14 protein-coding genes are annotated in these 14,028 nt (G+C 47.7%); 3 read left to right on the top strand and 11 right to left on the bottom strand.

Features of this window, described 5'->3' with window-relative positions; translation table 11 throughout:
* Window positions 1-96: 96 nt before the first annotated feature.
* The 5 genes from prfA to rho all read right to left on the bottom strand — a co-directional run bounded on the left by prfA (window position 97) and on the right by rho (window position 5,121).
* Window positions 97-1,173, bottom strand: coding sequence for a peptide chain release factor 1 (prfA, locus tag ACTRDR_RS12045; RefSeq protein WP_117465028.1), 1,077 nt, complete (start codon window positions 1,171-1,173; stop codon window positions 97-99).
* Window positions 1,174-1,234: 61 nt separating this feature from the next.
* Complete coding sequence (locus ACTRDR_RS12040; protein ID WP_440527774.1) at window positions 1,235-2,173, bottom strand: N5-glutamine methyltransferase family protein; 939 nt, start codon at window positions 2,171-2,173, stop codon at window positions 1,235-1,237.
* Window position 2,174: 1 nt separating this feature from the next.
* On the bottom strand, window positions 2,175-3,170 hold the full coding sequence (locus tag ACTRDR_RS12035; protein ID WP_440527771.1) for a DUF1385 domain-containing protein: 996 nt from the start codon (window positions 3,168-3,170) through the stop codon (window positions 2,175-2,177).
* Window positions 3,171-3,286: 116 nt separating this feature from the next.
* On the bottom strand, window positions 3,287-3,487 hold the full coding sequence (gene rpmE / locus ACTRDR_RS12030) for a 50S ribosomal protein L31 (RefSeq protein WP_022153877.1): 201 nt from the start codon (window positions 3,485-3,487) through the stop codon (window positions 3,287-3,289).
* A 146-nt stretch (window positions 3,488-3,633) separates the two neighbouring features.
* Window positions 3,634-5,121 carry a transcription termination factor Rho gene (rho, locus tag ACTRDR_RS12025; protein WP_440527769.1) on the bottom strand — a complete coding sequence of 496 codons (1,488 nt, stop codon included), beginning with the start codon at window positions 5,119-5,121 and terminating at the stop codon, window positions 3,634-3,636.
* A 321-nt stretch (window positions 5,122-5,442) separates the two neighbouring features.
* On the opposite strand from rho, the gene ACTRDR_RS12020 reads away from it, so the two are divergent.
* Genes ACTRDR_RS12020 through ACTRDR_RS12010 form a run of 3 tightly spaced genes read left to right on the top strand, consistent with a single transcriptional unit; the run spans window position 5,443 to window position 8,104 of the window.
* On the top strand, window positions 5,443-6,594 hold the full coding sequence (locus tag ACTRDR_RS12020; RefSeq protein ID WP_440527767.1) for an NAD(P)-dependent malic enzyme: 1,152 nt from the start codon (window positions 5,443-5,445) through the stop codon (window positions 6,592-6,594).
* Window positions 6,594-7,562 (top strand): TIGR01212 family radical SAM protein, encoded by a 969-nt coding sequence (locus ACTRDR_RS12015; RefSeq protein ID WP_440527766.1) that lies wholly within the window; start codon window positions 6,594-6,596, stop codon window positions 7,560-7,562. The genes ACTRDR_RS12020 and ACTRDR_RS12015 overlap by 1 nt, the downstream gene beginning before the upstream one ends.
* 26 nt (window positions 7,563-7,588) lie before the next feature.
* Window positions 7,589-8,104, top strand: coding sequence for a DUF4364 family protein (locus ACTRDR_RS12010; RefSeq protein ID WP_176862965.1), 516 nt, complete (start codon window positions 7,589-7,591; stop codon window positions 8,102-8,104).
* A 9-nt stretch (window positions 8,105-8,113) separates the two neighbouring features.
* Here ACTRDR_RS12010 and ACTRDR_RS12005 read toward each other — a convergent pair whose 3' ends face one another.
* From ACTRDR_RS12005 to ACTRDR_RS11980, 6 genes are all read right to left on the bottom strand, one after another.
* Window positions 8,114-9,448, bottom strand: coding sequence for a replication-associated recombination protein A (locus ACTRDR_RS12005; RefSeq protein ID WP_440527764.1), 1,335 nt, complete (start codon window positions 9,446-9,448; stop codon window positions 8,114-8,116).
* 82 nt (window positions 9,449-9,530) lie between these two features.
* Window positions 9,531-10,853, bottom strand: a complete 1,323-nt coding sequence (locus tag ACTRDR_RS12000) for a GGDEF domain-containing response regulator (protein WP_440527762.1) — start codon at window positions 10,851-10,853, stop codon at window positions 9,531-9,533.
* Window positions 10,854-10,953: 100 nt separating this feature from the next.
* A complete protein-coding gene (locus ACTRDR_RS11995; RefSeq protein WP_440527760.1) occupies window positions 10,954-11,910 on the bottom strand; it encodes an SHOCT domain-containing protein in 957 nt (318 codons plus the stop codon).
* Window positions 11,911-11,939: 29 nt separating this feature from the next.
* The gene (locus ACTRDR_RS11990) at window positions 11,940-12,467 is read right to left on the bottom strand and encodes a LemA family protein (protein WP_176862973.1); all 528 of its coding nucleotides are present in this window, start codon (window positions 12,465-12,467) and stop codon (window positions 11,940-11,942) included.
* A gap of 53 nt (window positions 12,468-12,520) precedes the next feature.
* Complete coding sequence (locus ACTRDR_RS11985) at window positions 12,521-13,069, bottom strand: hypothetical protein (protein ID WP_440527758.1); 549 nt, start codon at window positions 13,067-13,069, stop codon at window positions 12,521-12,523.
* Between the two features lie 148 nt (window positions 13,070-13,217).
* Entirely contained in the window at window positions 13,218-13,955 is a 738-nt protein-coding gene (locus ACTRDR_RS11980) for a LytTR family transcriptional regulator DNA-binding domain-containing protein (RefSeq protein WP_176862977.1), read from the bottom strand.
* Window positions 13,956-14,028 lie beyond the last annotated feature (73 nt).

The raw sequence follows: 14,028 nt of genomic DNA, 5'->3' as shown, positions 1-14,028 counted from the left end.
ACAAGAAAAACGCTTCTGGAGTGCTGACCAAAAGCGTTTTGTCTACAGTCTGAAACGGTCTTTTGACTTATGCCAAAGACCGTTTCTTTTACAATTTTATTCTTCATTCATCTTAGCCAGCTTGGCTGCCTGGTCGGCTGCGATGCAGGCGTCGATGATCTCTTCGATATCTCCGTTCATGATTTTGTCTAACTTGTAAAGGGTCAGACCAATACGATGGTCGGTGACACGGCCCTGGGGGAAGTTGTAGGTACGGATCTTCTCGGAACGGTCTCCGGTACCGATCTGGCTGCGGCGCATCTCTGCTTCCGCATCGTGTCTCTGCTGCTGCTCGATGTCATACAGCTTGGATTTCAACAGTGCGAATGCCTTCGCCTTGTTCTGGATCTGAGACTTCTCTGTCTGGCTGTATACCACGATTCCGGAAGGATAGTGGGTCAGACGTACCGCAGAGTCGGTGGTGTTGACACACTGACCGCCGTTACCGGATGCTCTCATGACATCGATACGGATATCCTTGTCCTCGATGACGATATCAATATCATCATCCACCTCCGGCATAACCGCCACACTGATGGTGGAGGTATGGATACGTCCGCCGCTCTCGGTCTCCGGTACACGCTGTACACGATGTACGCCACTCTCATACTTCATCTTGGAATAAGCACCCTGTCCGCTGATGGTAAACTGGACTTCCTTCATACCGCCGATACCGATCTCATCCACGTTGATCAGCTCTACCTTCCAACGCTGCTTCTCGGCATAATGCACATACATACGATAGATCTCCGCTGCGAACAGCGCAGCCTCATCACCACCGGCGCCGGCACGGATCTCCACGATTACGTTCTTGTCATCGTTAGGATCCTTGGGCAGTAACAGGATCTTCAGCTCCTGCTCCAGCTCTTCTACGCGCTTCTTGCTGTCGTTTAACGTCTCCTTGATCATCTCGCGCATTTCTTCGTCTTTTTCCTCTTCCAGCATGGAAAGAGAATCTTCGATATCCTGCTTGCACTTTTTGTACTCTGTATATGCGTCCACGATGGGAGTCAGATCACTCTGTTCCTTCATCAGCTTGCGGAAACGTTCCTGGTTATTCGTGACCGTGGGCTCATGCAGTTCACCCATGATCTCTTCAAATCGAATCAATAAATCTTCCAATTTGTCAAACATAGATTTTTCCTCTCAGATATAAATTCGTAACAGCTCACTTCATAACTTCCTTTATGTCTTCTCAGACTGTTACATATGTTCCATATACTACACGATTCAGACCGGCATAATCCTGTACCACCTGTACTTCACGGTATCCGTGTTCCCGCATCAGTTCCGATACTGCCTGTCCCTGATCATAGCCTATTTCAAAAAACAGCATACCACTGCTCACAAGATACTGCCCGGCTTCTACAATAATACGACGGTAAAATTCCAATCCATCCGCCGTTCCGTCCAGAGCCATCCGCGGTTCATGATCGCGCACCTCCGGCATCAGTCTGTCTACCTCAGCACTGGCAATGTACGGGGGATTCGATACAATGATCTCGAATTTTCCTTCTACTTTTTCAAACAGATCACTCTGCTGAAATCGCACTCTGCCTGCTGTCTCATTCCCGGCAGTATTTATTGCTGTTTCTGCGTCATCTGATTCTGTTTCGAAAGTTTTTACTCCGCAGTCTTTGGGTTCTGAAAAGTTTTCCCCAAGAATTCTCTGCGCGTTCTGCTCTGCTACCTGCAACGCCTCCGCAGACAGATCCACACCCAGTCCTTCACAATCATTGCTGTAATGCAGCAGGCTTAACAGAATACATCCGGAGCCCGTACACATATCCAGTATCCGCATCCTGTCATGGAGTTCCTTCAATACCTCCTCCACCAGGATCTCGGTATCCTGCCTCGGGATCAGCACATGCTCATTGACGCTAAAGGTCAGCCCCATAAAATCCTGCTCACCGGTCAGCTGCTGCAGAGGAATATGCTCCGCCCGCTGACGGATCCAGTTCAGATACTTTTCTTCCGCTTGTGACATCACCGGCTGTTCGCCGTGCGCCAGCAGATCATTGCGGTCCGTACCGCACACAGCTTCTAACAGAAGTCTCGCATCCAGTGTGGCTTCTTCGATTCCCGCTGCCTGTAAGGTGCGGCAGCCCTGTTCATAACATTCCCGGTAAGTCATCTTAATCCTCGGGTTCTGCCGGTTTGACATCCTGCGCCCAGCTCTCATCGACCTCATAACCGAAAGTATCCTGTAAATATTTCTTCCAGTCGAATACTGCTTCTACGGAAGCAATGGCTACCTCTGCCATGCTCTCATCCGGCTCCTTAGTGGTCATACGCTGGATCCACATGCCGGGTGCCGACAGAATCTTAATAAATATATTATCCGTGCGTCCTGCCAGGCGGATGATCTCATAAGAAATTCCTGCCACAACAGGCATCAGCAGAATACGAAGGACCACCTTCTCCGCTACATTGTCCACCTGAATAAAGAAAAACAGCACGATGCTTACCAGCATAACAAAGAAAATAAAACTGGTACCGCAGCGCTTATGCAGTCTGGAACTGCGCATCACGTTGTGCACCGTCAGGGGTCTGCCCTTCTCGATACAGTTGATGCATTTGTGCTCAGCACCGTGGTACTGGTACAGTCTGCGGATATCCTTCATGGCACTGATGCCCCATACATACAATAAAAACAGAGCAATACGGATCACACCCTCAATGATCGCCATCAGGGAGCGATTACGGATAAATCTCTCAAACAGCGATGAAATAAAATAAGGAAGTACAATGAAGATTCCCACTGCCAGTATGACCGAGATCACCGTCACGATACCGGACAGCAGTTTTTCTCCGTTACCGCCGCTCATTTTATCCATTGCCTTGTCAAACTTCGTCTCCTTACTGTCCTCCTCTTCATAAAAGGAAGCAGAATAATTTAACGCTCTGGTTCCCAGGATCAGAGAATCCAGGAAATTAAAAATACCGCGGATAAAGGGAAGCTCCTTGATCCTGCTTCCATGTGCCAGTCCCTGATAGGTCTCCACTTCCACATCGATCTCACCGTCCGGCTTGCGGACCGCTACCGCGTATTTTTCTTTATTTTTCATCATAACGCCTTCCAGCACCGCCTGTCCGCCGATACCGGAATAACGACTCTTTCTTCTAGCCATAAACATTGTCCTCGTAATGCAGTATAAAACAGAATCCTTTTTGTCGTATAGGAACACACTTTCTGTACGACAAGAAACGGTTGAGATAAGAATACCTCAACCGTTCGCTTGCAATCTTATTTAACACCGTATTTCTTATTGAACTTATCAATACGGCCATCGGTTCTTGCAGACTTCTGCTGGCCAGTGTAGAATGAATGACACTTGGAGCAAACTTCTACGTGAAGCTCGGGCTTGGTGGAGCCGGTTACAAATGTGTTACCACAGTTGCAGGTTACAGTTGCCTGGTAGTAAGCGGGATGGATTCCTTCTTTCATTTCTTTCACCTCTCTATAAAAATGTCGTGTATAAGTTCTTGTTCTCATCCTCACTGCTTATGGAACCACAAACAGCGGTATTATTGTACCATAAGAAAAGATGCGGTGCAAGACTTATTTTAACATTTTTTGCGATAATCAGATAATTAAATGAAGTGATTCTTCTTCACCATGTTCACAAATTCCCCATTGTTGCGTGTATGAGCAAACATATCCAGGATCCGGTCGGTTGCCTCATCGGGCTTCAGTCCATTCAAGGCCTTACGCATGATATTGATGGCTTCCAGTTCTTCCGGAGTTAACAGCAGGTCTTCTCTTCTGGTGCCGGACTTTGCAAGGTCGATAGCCGGGAAAATGCGCTTCTCGGACAGTTTTCTGTCCAGAACCATTTCCATATTACCGGTTCCCTTGAATTCCTCATATACCACATCATCCATCTTACTTCCGGTCTCTACCAGTGCGGTCGCCAGAATCGTCAAACTTCCACCCTCACGCATATTACGGGCTGCGCCGAAGAATCTCTTGGGCATATGGAGTGCTGCAGGATCCAGACCACCGGACAGAGTACGTCCACTGGGGGGAACCACCAGGTTATATGCTCTGGTCAGACGGGTGATACTGTCAAGCAGGATCACGACGTCCTTTTTATGTTCTACAAGACGCTTTGCACGCTCGATCACCATCTCGGATACTCTCTTGTGATGCTCGGGAAGCTCATCGAAAGTAGAGTAAATGACTTCTACATTATCTCCGTGGATCGCTTCCTTAATATCGGTAACTTCCTCAGGTCGTTCATCGATCAGCAGGATCAGCATATGCATCTTGGGATTGCCACTTAAAATGGACTTTGCCACCTCTTTTAACAGGGTGGTCTTACCTGCCTTGGGCGGGGATACGATCATACCACGCTGTCCCTTACCGACAGGACTCACCAGATCCATAACTCTCATGGCTACACTGCAGCCGGGAGTCTCCATTTTGATCCGCTCATCGGGGAAGATCGGAGTCATATCTTCAAATGCCATTCTCTTGGCAGACTCTTCTACGGTATAGCCGTTAATGCTCTTAACAAACAGCAGCGCACTGAACTTCTCCTGCTGCGTCTTGATCCGCTTGTTACCCTTCAGAATATCGCCGGTCTTCAGTCCAAAACGACGGATCTGACTGGGTGCCACATAGACATCATTCTCACCGGGCATGTAATTCTCGCAGCGGATAAATCCGTAACCGTCCGGCATTACCTCCAGGATACCGCTGGCTTCAATACCGCTGTCTAATTCCTTGGGATACTGGCTCTCGTCATAAGCCACATTGTTCGGGTTAAAGGACCGTTCCTTGGTATAAGCTTCACTTCTCGCTCCAACATTCTCTGCTGCACCGTTCTCCTGCGGCTTTTGTCTGTAAGGACGATCCTGTCTTACAGGACGCTCTGTTCTCTCCGGCTCTCCGCTTGTTGCTGCTGTCTGTCTGGCTGCCGCTACCTTCGCTTCTTCCTCTTTTTTCAAGCGCTCATCTTCTGCCAGCATGGCTTCTACCAGCTCCGCCTTTTTCATTGTGGAAGTACCCTTCAGACCACGCACTTTTGCCAGTTCCTTCAACTGCACTAATGCAAGTGATTCATATTTTTCCCTCATATGCTCCTCCTGTATTCATTATATACTCTGCAAACTGTTCACTTAGGGGAATACTCCTGATCTATCCTGATGTGTCAATGAAATAAAATAGATATTAAAACTACATCTGCGCTTATTATAATATATATTTTTTAAAATAGGAAGTCCCAAAATTATTTTTTTACAAATCCTTGCGAAGTACCGGATTCTATTATATCATAGTTCATAACGTAATACATCTGATGCCAGGCTCAAAAGGTCTAAGCCCACATGAGCTTTCTCATAAGTGGGTAAAAGACCTTAGGCCCCTGGCATCAAATAATCCAAGAAAGAGGTATTGTCATGACAACCAACGAAAAAGCGTTACTGATGCACGAAAAATGGAACGGTAAACTTGAAACCGTATCCAAGACTCCGGTAAAGACCCGTGAGGATCTGGCGATTGCATATACTCCCGGTGTTGCGGAGCCCTGCAAGGTAATTGCCCAGGATAAGGAAGCTGCTTATAAATACACCATGAAAGCCAATACCGTGGCCGTTGTCTCCGACGGAAGTGCCGTTTTGGGACTCGGTAACATCGGACCCTATGCAGCAATGCCCGTTATGGAAGGCAAGGCAGTCCTCTTCAAGGAATTCGGCAATGTGAACGCCGTTCCCATCTGCTTAGATACGCAGGATACTGAAGAGATCATCAAGGCAGTGACCTATCTGGCTCCCGGATTTGGTGGCATCAATCTGGAAGACATCAGCGCCCCCCGCTGCTTCGAAATTGAGGAACGTCTGAAGGAGATTCTGGACATCCCTGTATTCCATGATGACCAGCACGGTACCGCTATCGTCGTACTCGCCGGTGTCATCAATGCCCTGAAGGTAGTCGGTAAGAAAAAGGAAAACTGCCGCGTAGTGGTAAACGGTGCCGGAAGTGCCGGTGTGGCGATTACCAGGCTGCTTCTGACCTATGGTTTCCCCAATATCATCATGTGTGATAAAGTAGGTATCGTTTCTAAAGATACCGAGGGCTTGAACTGGATGCAGAAAAAAATGACCGAGGTCACCAACTTAAATAACGAAACCGGTTCTCTTGCCGATGCTCTGAAGGGTGCTGACATCTTCATCGGTGTCTCCGCTCCTAACATCGTCACTCCCGAAATGGTAGCTTCCATGAACCATGATTCTATCCTGTTCGCCATGGCAAATCCTGTTCCCGAGATTATGCCGGATGTGGCAAAGGCAGCCAGTGCCCGTGTCGTTGGAACCGGACGCAGTGATTTTCCCAATCAGGTGAACAACGTGGTAGCATTCCCCGGTATCTTCAAGGGTGCCCTGGAAGGACGCGCTACCCAGATCACTGAAGAGATGAAGTTAGCCGCTGCCGAAGCCATCGCCGGTCTGGTACCTGCAGACAAGCTCTCCGATGATAATATCATGCCGGAAGCCTTCGATCCCCAGGTAGCAGAAGTCGTAGCCAATGCCGTGAAGAGTCATATCCGCTAATGTATCCGGATAACATAAAAAGAGAATGGCACGGCAAGCCCTACTACTCTCTGGATTCCTATTGTAAAAATACATTTCACCATAAATGCTATAAAATAGCCCTGAATGCCCGGATGTCCTGTCCCAATCGGGACGGCACCCTTGGCACTCGGGGTTGTATCTTTTGTAGCAGAGGCGGCAGCGGCGATTTTGCTGTGGACATGGCAGGCAAGTCAATGCCAGAACAGCTCACGGAAGGTATGGCTAAGTTCGGCAGCAAAGCAACCGGGCAGGATCTGATTGCCTATTTTCAGGCATATACAAACACCTATGCCCCTCTCCCTTATCTGGAAGAGGTGTATCGTTCTGCCCTGGACCATCCGGATGTGTGTGGGATCTCCATTGCCACGAGACCGGACTGTCTGGGCATAGAAGTACTGGACCTGCTGGCGAAGCTGCATGACGAATATCCGGACAAGTTTCTCTGGATCGAATTGGGGCTTCAGACCATCCACGAAGATACCGCCCGCTATATCCGCAGAGGTTATCCGCTGTCCTGTTTTGAACAAGCATGTGCAGATCTTAAGGCTTTGCAGATTCCATTTATCGTCCACACGATCCTGGGACTCCCAGGGGAAACGAATATTCAGTTGCTTCAGACAATGGATTATCTAAACCGGATCCAGCCTTTCGGCATCAAATTGCAGCTCTTACATGTGCTGAAAGATACCGATCTGGCGGACGATTACCTGGCAGGGAAGTTCGAGGTTCTGACCTTCGATGCCTATATCGATCTGGTCATCTCCTGTCTCGCCCATCTGTCCCCGGACATCGTGATCCACCGGGTCACCGGTGACGGACCGAAAAATCTGTTGATCGCTCCCACCTGGAGCACGGACAAGCGCAGTGTTCTCAACGAATTGCACCATCGCATGAAAAAACAGGGCATCCGTCAGGGTGACCTGTTTCCAAAAGACAACTATTCATAACTATAAGAAAGGCTGTTACTCACATTATGTTACAAGATCCGCTTACTCTATATAAACTCATCGTTCTCTATATGCTGAACCGCGTTACCTTCCCCCTCACTACCGCACAGGTAAGCGACTTTATCCTCGGAAAAGAATACACGAATTTTCTGACCTTACAACAGGTCATCAATGAGCTGACGGATGCCGGCATGATCGCCACCCAGTCGATCCGCAACCGGACACATCTGTCCATCACTGACGAAGGAAAAGAAACGCTGAATTTCTTCGAGAACCGCATCGGTGATACCATCAAGCAGGAGATCGATACCTATTTTCAGGAAAATGAATTCACACTGCGCAACGAAGTATCCGTCCTCGGAGATTACTACAAATCTACTTCCGGTGAGTACGAAGCTCACCTGGTGGCAAAAGACAGAGGCATCAGTCTGGTAGATATCACTCTGTCCGTCCCCGTGGAAGAGACTGCCGCTGCCATCTGCGATAACTGGCAGCGGAAAAACCAGGAAATATACAAATATCTGATTACGGAATTATTCTAATTCCGGGAATTATTCTGATTCCGCCGCTTCTTTTTTGATTCTCGCCATATGTTCACGGATCTTCACTTCATATCCGTTGCCCGAAGGCTGATAGAACTCCCTGCCGCTTAACTCATAAGGCAGATACTGTTGTTCCACATAGTCATTCGGGTAATCATGGGCATATTTATATCCTGTACCATGTCCCAATTTTGCTGCTCCTTTATAATGTGCATCCTGCAGATGTGTGGGAATCGGCAGATCTCCGCTGGCCTGCACTTCCTGCATCGCCCGGGATACCGCTTCATAGCTGCGGTTGCTCTTGGGTGCCGTAGCAATGTAAGTGACTGCCTGTGCTAAAATGATCTGTGCCTCCGGCATACCGACCCGTTCCACCGCCAGGGAAGCGTTCACTGCCACTACCAGCGCCTGCGGATCCGCATTGCCCACATCCTCCGATGCACAGATCATGATACGTCTCGCGATAAAAGTCACGCTCTCTCCCGCATTTAACATTCTTGCCAGATAATATACTGCGGCATCCGGGTCAGAGCCACGCATGCTTTTGATAAAAGCAGAAATCGTGTCGTAATGGTTGTCACCGTTTTTATCATATTTTGCCGCTCTCTTCTGAATACACTGCTGTGCCACATCGAGCGTAATGTGGATCTTACCATCCGGGCCGGGCTCTGTGGTCATGATACCCAGTTCGATGGCATTGAGGGCATGTCTGGCATCTCCGCCGGAGATATCCGCCAGGAACTCCAATGCATCATCATCGATCGTACCGTTGTAAGCTCCCATACCGCGATCCGTATCGTAAACCGCCTTCTTCAGAAGCTCTTTAATAGCTTCCCTGGGAATCGGTTTTAGTTCAAAGATCACGGAACGGGAGATCAACGCTCCGTTCACCTCAAAATAAGGATTCTCCGTGGTAGCTCCGATGAGAATGATCGTACCGTCCTCCACATAAGGAAGCAGATAATCCTGCTGTCCTTTGTTAAAACGATGGATCTCATCGATAAACAGGATCGTGCGTTTTCCGTACATTCCCTGCAGTTCTTTGGCTTTCGCCACCACTTCCTCCATGTCCTTTTTGCCGGCTACGGTGGCATTGATCTGACAAAACTCGGCGCTGGTAGTATTGGCGATCACCTTTGCTAATGTCGTCTTGCCGGTGCCGGGCGGTCCATAGAATATAATGGAACTGATCTTGTCCGCCTTGATAGCACGGTACAAAAGCTTATCCTTGCCGATGATGTGCTCCTGCCCTACGACTTCATCCAAAGTCCTGGGACGCATTCTGGCAGCTAACGGTGCTTCTTTTTCCATATTGGTGCTTCGCATATATTCAAATAAATCCATACTGTTACATCCCCTGCTTCTATCATCCAAAAAGGCCGAAGCACATCCTTTGATATGCTCCAGCCAATTATAACAGACTTTATCATAACTTGCAATTTTGCATCCAGATCTTCACACGTCGTTTCAACGTATTCGCTTCCAGCGGTGCCAGCAAGAGATCCGAAAGTTCTTCCGTCTCCAAAGCACATTTCATTTGTGCCAGATTGCCCTCCTTACAGATAGCGATCATGGAAAACGTATGCTCTTCCTTCAGCTTACGAAGCTCCTGCCAACGCCTCTGTCCCTGGTCCTCTTCCTCCGATACATCCACGATCAATGCCGGAATATCTTCATCGGTCTTTTCTTCCATACAGGATCTGATCTCTTCCACCGAAGCCACTGTCTTCAGCTGTACATAATCCGGCAGGGCAAATTCCATCATGCTGGTAACATTACGGGAGCCGGACCATACAAGGGCCTGTATGACTTTCTCGGGAGCCTGCTGTTCCTCGCCGTAGACGCTGTATCTTCCTTTACCGGATTTTTTAGAGACGTACAGAGCCTGATCGACTTTTGCTGCCAGCTCATCATAGCACTGATCATCCGCTTCGGAAAAAGCTACTCCCACACTAATAGATATATTTTCCGGTATGGATAAGTTCTCCTTATATTTTACAAGACTAACCAGATTCTCTGCCTTGATCAATGCGATCTCTCTCGACGGAATATCCGCCATCAATACGCAGAATTCATCTCCCCCGACACGACCCACATAATCGGTGCTGCGAAACTGGGAAGAAATCACCCCTGCGATCACGCTGATGACATGGTCACCCATGGTATGTCCATAGACGTCATTGACAGACTTGAAATTATCAATATCTATTAACATCAAAGCATGTAATCTGTTATCATTCTCTGTCAGGGTCTTTGTGATCAGCCTTTCTACGGTCATCTTGTTGAACAGACTGGTCATTTCATCGATCTGAGATTTGGTCTCCCATGCCTTCTGTTCATCCCGGCTGCTCTGTAATCTGCGCTTTACCCCCAGCGCATTGTTGATACGGGAAAGTGCGATACGGGCATCCACCGGCTTAATGATAAATTCATCTGCTCCCAGGGCAAAAGCATCCGACTGGGAAGCTACGGACTCTGTATTGGTCAGAACAATGACAGGCGTATCCTTGAAGCCTTCCATACTCTGTCTGCGACGCAGTACTTCGAAGCCGTCAATGCCCGGCATGACCAGATCCAGCAGAACCAGATCAATGGCATCACTTTCCTTCTCCATGATCTGAAGGCATTCTTCACCGGAAACAGCCTCTGCGAAGTTAAAATACTCCCCGAGAGACTGTCTGATCACTACTCTTTGAAATTTGGAATCATCAACGATCAATAATGTTTCTTTCTTTTGTAAACTACTCATGGCTGTCAGATCCTGCTTTCCGTATCATACCCATGTAAGATATCACACTCTTATAGTATATCCGACAGCCATGCGCCCGTCAATTTGAAATATTCACTTTTTACAGTCCAAGCAGCTGTTTCTTCTTCGCTTCAAACTCCTCTGCTGTGATAACGCCGGCATCCATCAATGCCTTATACTTGGGCAATGCCACAGTCGGATCCTCTGTCTGTACAGGTGCGGTCTGCGGTGCACTCTGAGTGCCCTGGCTTTGTGCGGAAGCATGAGGATCTATTACCTGTTCCTGCGCCTGCGGATCGATCAGCTGCATCAGATTCTGTGCCAGTGCGTGCAGTTCCTCTGTCTTCTGCGTATAATCATCCAGATAATCAATGGTACTGGGATGATCGCTGTTGAATTTCGGTGCACCCGTCTCCTTATAGAAGTTCTTCCAGTAAGGATGCTCCAGGATGATCTCCACTGTAAATTTGTCTACCGGATTAGGTACATTGAAGTCCGGTTCTGTTACCCGGTCCCTGAAATCTCTGTCATTATCCCTGCCGTTCTGCTCTCTGTTGCGCTCCATCTCTGCCATGATCTCATACTCATGCCGCAGCATCTTGTATTCTTCAATCCTGGGCTTCAATTCTTTTAACCGTTCCCTGATATCACTCTTGTAGCTCCGGAAGTTCCCCTTTTCTCCCTCAAATAATACTTCGCCATCCTCTAAAATGCGGAAAGATCTGATATTTGCAGGTTCCATGGCAAATACCGCTTCGCCGTCTCCGAGACGTAGCAGCTGATGATCCAGATCCAACAATAACGCTCCCTTAAAAAAGCCGAAATTATAGCGATAAGTCTCTGTAAAGCTGTCGCGTAACGGCTTGTTCGCATCATGGATGTTGATATATTCCCGAAAATCGTCCACCGTCATGCCATCCTGTACACCATCCGGCAGATTGATTTTGCCTGCGCACTCCTTACACAGATTCTGTCCATCCACTGCCGATGCCAAAAGTCTCGGTGTTGGGCTTCCACAGATCGGACATAGTTTTTTGTTATTTGTAAATAATCCCATAACTTTACCCTCCTTAAAATGTATATAGCTTACATGATCTCGATCATTTTTTTCCGATGGAACCCACAGATTCCCGCTGCTATACGATCCGGCATCTTACGGAGCATCCCATTATAGCTTTCCACCGAATCGTTATAGATCAGTCCGCTGGTCTCCACCATATGTTCATAGCTTTTCGCTGCTTTCCAGTACTTCTGATAGGTCTCCTGTGTCTGCAAAAGCTGCATACTTTCCGAGATCTCTGCAATTTTATTCTGTATTCTTAATAATTCTCTCTGTCGTTCTGATATCCACTCCGGCTGTCGTACTTCTCCGCCATCCTGTGCATTCTCCAGAGAACATCTCATCTCCTGTAAGAGTTCTGCATCAATGACATCTTTCAAAAGCTCCGTCAAGCCTTCCAGTGCTTCCCGTTCGGCGGAAAGCTGTACCAGTGTCTGATGTAAGGCATTGCGGATATTTTCTTCCTGCATCTCCAGTTTACGCCACACCGACAATACCCAGGCTCCAAAAAGGGAGGCAAGCAACATTACGATAATTACAATTTCTATCGTCATTTCTTCCCTCCCCTTTTCATTCTTTCTACTTTTCCAATATTTCCTGCTGTGTTTTACTGTACAAAATAAAGTCCGTCATAACCATTCATATCAGACATGGCGATCAGTGTCACGGTATCACCTACCTGAGACAAAAAGCCTGCGTAAGAAATCTCTGTTCCTCCGAAATCCAGGGTCATCTTAATAGCAGTGTTATCATCGGAATACTCATATGTACCTTCTGCATTTCCGCCACCCTGTACCATGGTAACTGCACCGTCTTCACCGAATACCAGCCCTAAAGTACCGCCGTAAGTCTCCAGTGTTGCATTCAGATCCTCTTCCTCCATTTCAACACCGTCAATCATACCGCCTGCAAAAGTCCATTCCGTGCCGCTCAGATCCGGAATCTCCATAACCTCCACCTGTAACAGGGGGCCACCCTCTGCTTCTGTATCTGTCTCTGCAGCAGTCTCCGCCGGAGTTTCTGCCGCCTCTGTGGTCTGTACCTCTACTGTTACTTCTGCACTGGTGTTCTCCACAACCACTTCTTCCTCACCGCAGGCTGCTAATGACATTGCCAGTACCAGGCCCATAACGCATGTGATCACTTTTCTCTTCATAATATTTTTCTCCTTTCAGCAACAGTTTTCTGTTGTCTGAAAGAATTGTACCTTATTTTTCCATTGGAAAACCATTTTTGACATGAATCGACCCGAAAATGACATGAATCGACCGGAGAAGGTGTTCTCCGGTCGTGGCCGCTTAAAATTATCCAAGAATTGTCTGATTTTTTTGAAAGAAATAATCAAAGAATCTGTCTTTCAGTTCCGAATATTTTCCATGTGGGATCGGGATCTCAGTACCATTGCACATTGTGACGGCCTTACTGGAAATATTCTGCACATATGCCAGATTAACAAGATAAGACCTGTGGCAGCGGATAAAGCAATCATAATCCTTGAGCTGTTCGCACAGATCATCCAGTCTTCCGGCGCTGTCCAGGACAACTCCGTCCTGCCTGTGAAACAATAAGGTACGTCCCATCACTTCACAATACTGCAGCTTGTCCAGATCCATTCTGGTGATTCCTGACTTGCTGCGCAGGATCAGGCTCTTTTCCTCATTCCGGCGGCACTCCGAGAGCACCGAATCCATCAGACGATAGAAGCTTTCCTGCCAGATCGGCTTCAGCTGGTAAAAATAGGCACCTACCGAATAGGAGTCCACCGCATATTCCGCCGAGGATGTCAAATATATGATCTTCACCAAAGTATCATATTTCCTGATCTCCTTTGCGGTGCTGATCCCATTCTGTCCCGGCATCAGGACATCCAGGAAAATAATATCAAGCTCAGTTCCCCGCTCTACCTCTGCCAACAGCTCCAGCGGACTGTGAAACGCCGCATAAGTTATATCCTGATTTCTTTCCACCCGATATCTGTCCATTAATATGCTTAATTCCTTAAGCACTGACAGATCATCATCACAAAAAGCTATTTTTATCATTCGTTTTCCTTTAAGTACGATGCGAACATTTCATCGCACCCATCTGACATATTTTTCCACTCTTGCTCTTCAT

It is taken from the genome of Simiaoa sp. (assembly GCF_051972595.1).
In the GTDB taxonomy this organism is placed as follows: Bacteria; Bacillota; Clostridia; order Lachnospirales; family Lachnospiraceae; genus Acetatifactor; species Acetatifactor hominis.
Note: the sequence above shows the minus strand (reverse complement) of the source record. Positions and strands in the feature narration are given on the sequence as shown.

Excerpts from the sequence above, each read along its gene's own strand:
- prfA (WP_117465028.1), bottom strand. The coding sequence starts at position 1,173 with ATGTTTGACAAATTGGAAGATTTATTGATTCGATTTGAAGAGATCATG.
- ACTRDR_RS12005 (WP_440527764.1), bottom strand. The coding sequence starts at position 9,448 with ATGGATTTATTTGAATATATGCGAAGCACCAATATGGAAAAAGAAGCA.
- rho (WP_440527769.1), bottom strand. The coding sequence starts at position 5,121 with ATGAGGGAAAAATATGAATCACTTGCATTAGTGCAGTTGAAGGAACTG.
- ACTRDR_RS12010 (WP_176862965.1), top strand. The coding sequence starts at position 7,589 with ATGTTACAAGATCCGCTTACTCTATATAAACTCATCGTTCTCTATATG.
- ACTRDR_RS11985 (WP_440527758.1), bottom strand. The coding sequence starts at position 13,069 with ATGAAGAGAAAAGTGATCACATGCGTTATGGGCCTGGTACTGGCAATG.
- ACTRDR_RS12040 (WP_440527774.1), bottom strand. The coding sequence starts at position 2,173 with ATGACTTACCGGGAATGTTATGAACAGGGCTGCCGCACCTTACAGGCA.
- ACTRDR_RS12035 (WP_440527771.1), bottom strand. The coding sequence starts at position 3,170 with ATGGCTAGAAGAAAGAGTCGTTATTCCGGTATCGGCGGACAGGCGGTG.
- ACTRDR_RS11980 (WP_176862977.1), bottom strand. The coding sequence starts at position 13,955 with ATGATAAAAATAGCTTTTTGTGATGATGATCTGTCAGTGCTTAAGGAA.
- ACTRDR_RS11990 (WP_176862973.1), bottom strand. The coding sequence starts at position 12,467 with ATGACGATAGAAATTGTAATTATCGTAATGTTGCTTGCCTCCCTTTTT.
- ACTRDR_RS11995 (WP_440527760.1), bottom strand. The coding sequence starts at position 11,910 with ATGGGATTATTTACAAATAACAAAAAACTATGTCCGATCTGTGGAAGC.
- ACTRDR_RS12000 (WP_440527762.1), bottom strand. The coding sequence starts at position 10,853 with ATGAGTAGTTTACAAAAGAAAGAAACATTATTGATCGTTGATGATTCC.
- ACTRDR_RS12020 (WP_440527767.1), top strand. The coding sequence starts at position 5,443 with ATGACAACCAACGAAAAAGCGTTACTGATGCACGAAAAATGGAACGGT.
- rpmE (WP_022153877.1), bottom strand. The coding sequence starts at position 3,487 with ATGAAAGAAGGAATCCATCCCGCTTACTACCAGGCAACTGTAACCTGC.
- ACTRDR_RS12015 (WP_440527766.1), top strand. The coding sequence starts at position 6,594 with ATGTATCCGGATAACATAAAAAGAGAATGGCACGGCAAGCCCTACTAC.